General features: G+C 59.4%; 3 protein-coding genes. All 3 read right to left on the minus strand.

Features of this window, described 5'->3' with window-relative positions; genetic code table 11:
- Positions 1-45 precede the first annotated feature (45 nt).
- The gene (locus tag OC610_RS24910) at positions 46-750 is read right to left on the minus strand and encodes a hypothetical protein (protein WP_264431675.1); all 705 of its coding nucleotides are present in this window, start codon (positions 748-750) and stop codon (positions 46-48) included.
- Positions 751-871: 121 nt separating this feature from the next.
- Positions 872-1,615 (minus strand): DUF72 domain-containing protein, encoded by a 744-nt coding sequence (locus tag OC610_RS24915; protein ID WP_264431677.1) that lies wholly within the window; start codon positions 1,613-1,615, stop codon positions 872-874.
- A gap of 75 nt (positions 1,616-1,690) precedes the next feature.
- The gene (locus tag OC610_RS24920; protein ID WP_264431679.1) at positions 1,691-2,704 is read right to left on the minus strand and encodes a sensor domain-containing diguanylate cyclase; all 1,014 of its coding nucleotides are present in this window, start codon (positions 2,702-2,704) and stop codon (positions 1,691-1,693) included.
- Positions 2,705-2,828: the final 124 nt, after the last annotated feature.

Raw genomic sequence — 2,828 nt, forward strand, 5'->3', positions numbered from 1 at the left:
TCGCGAGCAAGCTCGCTCCCACAAGGGGCTCGACGCAGGCTTATTTTATTGCTGGGCGATGCTGTAGCCGTCGAACGCTTTCTGCTGTTGCAGCGCGGTGACGATGCTCTTACGGGTGACCGGTTGTTCGGTGCCGTCGTTGTCCAGGAAGGTCTCGCTTTCCAGTTCGGCTTCGTCGCCTTCGCCAATGAAGTTGAAACCCAGGAACTCGAAGGCCTCGCGGTCGACGTTCGGCTTGGAGCGGGGTGTGCGCAGGGGCAGGGTGACGCTGATGCCGTCCTTGCTGATGACGAACACCTCGGCCTCCTTCTTGGGCCGCGAGGCCTTGCCCTTGCTGCCGCTTGGGTTGCTGATGGCCTGGTGGGTCTGGTTCAGCACCTTCAGGGCCAGGCCGTAGACCAGCTCCTGGAAGTCTGCATCATCCTTGTAGCTGGAAAGAATGCGGCTGATGGGGAAGCGGCTGCTCAGGTCTTCCAGGGCGGCAAAGTCCGCGGCTTCGGCATCCTTGAGCTGCTTGAGCTGGCCCATCAATTCGTAGGCCTTGTCATCATCGAACGCATCGTGGGCCTGGCGAATGGCGGTACGCAGTTCGCGGATCTGGTCGCTTTCGCGGTTCGACTGGAACGCATCAAGGACCATCTCGCTGATGGTTTTGGCCTGGGGCAGATGCTGTGAAAGATTGATGGAGTTTTCGTATTCCGCTTTGGACGACAGGGTGACTACGGATTCAGCGGTATTGGAATCGGACATTGAAATTTCACTACTTCTGTTAGCGGGATAAGGCGAGAAAGGCATTGAGCTTTTTTCCGGTCGCCTAATCTATTGGACGCGGGCGGTGTTGTCACGGTCGGACCGGTCACCGGTACGCATTTCAGTCGCGCAACAGCTCCATCAACCGCAACGCGTCCGGCGTCGCGGCGCCGCTGGCCGTGTTGTCGAAGATGCACCAGGTCGGTGTGTCCGGGGCGGCTTGCAAGGCTTGGGCGATTTGCCTGAGCCGGACGTCGTCGTAAGGCGTGTAATAGATTTTCGGCGAACCGTGCAAACGGTAATAACGAATGCCGGGCCAACCCGCCGGTTGATCGCCGCCTGGCAGCGGCGAGGGATCGGCGGCAACCCGGCCGATGCGCTCGGCCTGCAACATCGCCATGGCGTGTGGTGCGAGCCAGCTCGGGTGTCGAGGTTCGAGCACCGCATCGCCAGGGTAACGATCACGCAATGCCCTGAAAAAAGCCTCGGCCTGCGCGTTGTCAAAGGCCAGCGACGGCGGCAACTGAATCAACAGGCAGCCGAGTTTCTCCCCCAATTGCGAGCACTGCCCGAGGAATTCATCCACAAGCCCCGCGCAATCGAGCAAGCGTCGTTCGTGGGTAATCTGCTTGGGAACCTTCACCGAGAAGCGAAAATTCGCCGCCACGCTGTCTGCCCATTTGGCGTAGGTGGCGGGACGGTGTGGGCGGTAGAACGAACTGTTGATTTCCACCGCCGGGAAGCGTGCGCTGTAGCGCTGCAGGTGGGTGCCTTCCTCGGGAAAGAACGGCCATTGCGCCCTGGGTAATGACCAGCCGGCGCAGCCCAGGAAAAGGTTTGGAGAGCATGAGCGTCGAGTCGCCAACGTGAGAGACCTGATTGCGGGGACAAAGCTATGACCGCAACAAACACCTCAAGGGTTCATCTTTGTAACCCTGGGTCAGTCGCAGATCACATTCTTGCCGGCCATCTTGGAGCGATACAGCGCCTGGTCCGCCCGGTCCATCAACACCTCCTGGGTTTCGTCTTCGATCCGCTGCACCACACCAAAGCTCATGGTTATCTGGAAATCTCCCACCGGCAGCAGGTCGGACAGGCCACGGCGAATGGTTTCGGCCATCAGGACTGCATCGGCCAAGGATGTATTGGGCAAAATCATGATGAATTCATCGCCCCCCCAACGCACCAGCAGGTCACCGTCGCGCTCGCAACGCTTGACGGCCTGCACCACTTGCACCAGCGCCGCATCACCGAACGCATGGCCGTAGCGATCGTTGATGTCCTTGAAATCGTCGACATCCATGGCGATCAGCGACAACGGTTCGCGAAAGCGCTGGGCCCGTTCGCAAGCCAATGGCAGGGCTTGCTCCAGGCGATAGCGGTTGGCGACCAGGGTCAAGGCGTCGGTTTCGGCGAGCCGGCGGTTTTCGTCGAGCTGGATTTGCAATTGATGGTTGACCCGCGACAGTTCGCGGGTGCGTTCTTCGATGACTGCCTCGAGGGATTTGTTGCGCTGTTCCAGTTGCTCGAACAGACGCTTCTTGTCGTCGATGCTGCGATGGGCGCCGATCATGCGGGCCACGCTGCCGTCGGGATTGCGGGCGATGACATAGCCGCGGTCTTCGATCCAGATATAGGAACCGTCATGTGTGCGACAGCGGTATTCGGCCTGGTATTTTGGCGACCGCTGTTCCAGATAGTCATCGAACAGCGCCATCACCTGAGGATAGTCCTGCGGATGGATCACGCTTTCCCAGGTCAGCACGGTGTTGCTCAGTGAGTGAGGCGTGTAGCCGAGCATGGTGTACCAGCCGGGGTTGCGATAAACGAACCCGGTATTGGCGTTCCAGTCCCAGATGCCGTCGCTCACCAGTTCCATGATGGTGTGCAGCACGCTTTCGTCCAGATCGGACAAATCGAACCGCAGCAAATCGATCTTCGAGGCGTCGTCCATCGTTGTTCCCCTATCAGCCCTGATATCAAAATGCTCTCCGAGGGTGAAGAGTAGCCGATGAGAGAAGGAGTCACTAGCGGGGAGCCCGTAGGAGCTGTCGAGCGAAGCGAGGCTGCGATCTTTT

Source organism: Pseudomonas agronomica, assembly GCF_025917275.1.
In the GTDB taxonomy this organism is placed as follows: domain Bacteria; phylum Pseudomonadota; class Gammaproteobacteria; order Pseudomonadales; family Pseudomonadaceae; genus Aquipseudomonas; species Aquipseudomonas agronomica.

Excerpts from the sequence above, each read along its gene's own strand:
- OC610_RS24910 (WP_264431675.1), bottom strand. The coding sequence starts at position 750 with ATGTCCGATTCCAATACCGCTGAATCCGTAGTCACCCTGTCGTCCAAA.
- OC610_RS24920 (WP_264431679.1), bottom strand. The coding sequence starts at position 2,704 with ATGGACGACGCCTCGAAGATCGATTTGCTGCGGTTCGATTTGTCCGAT.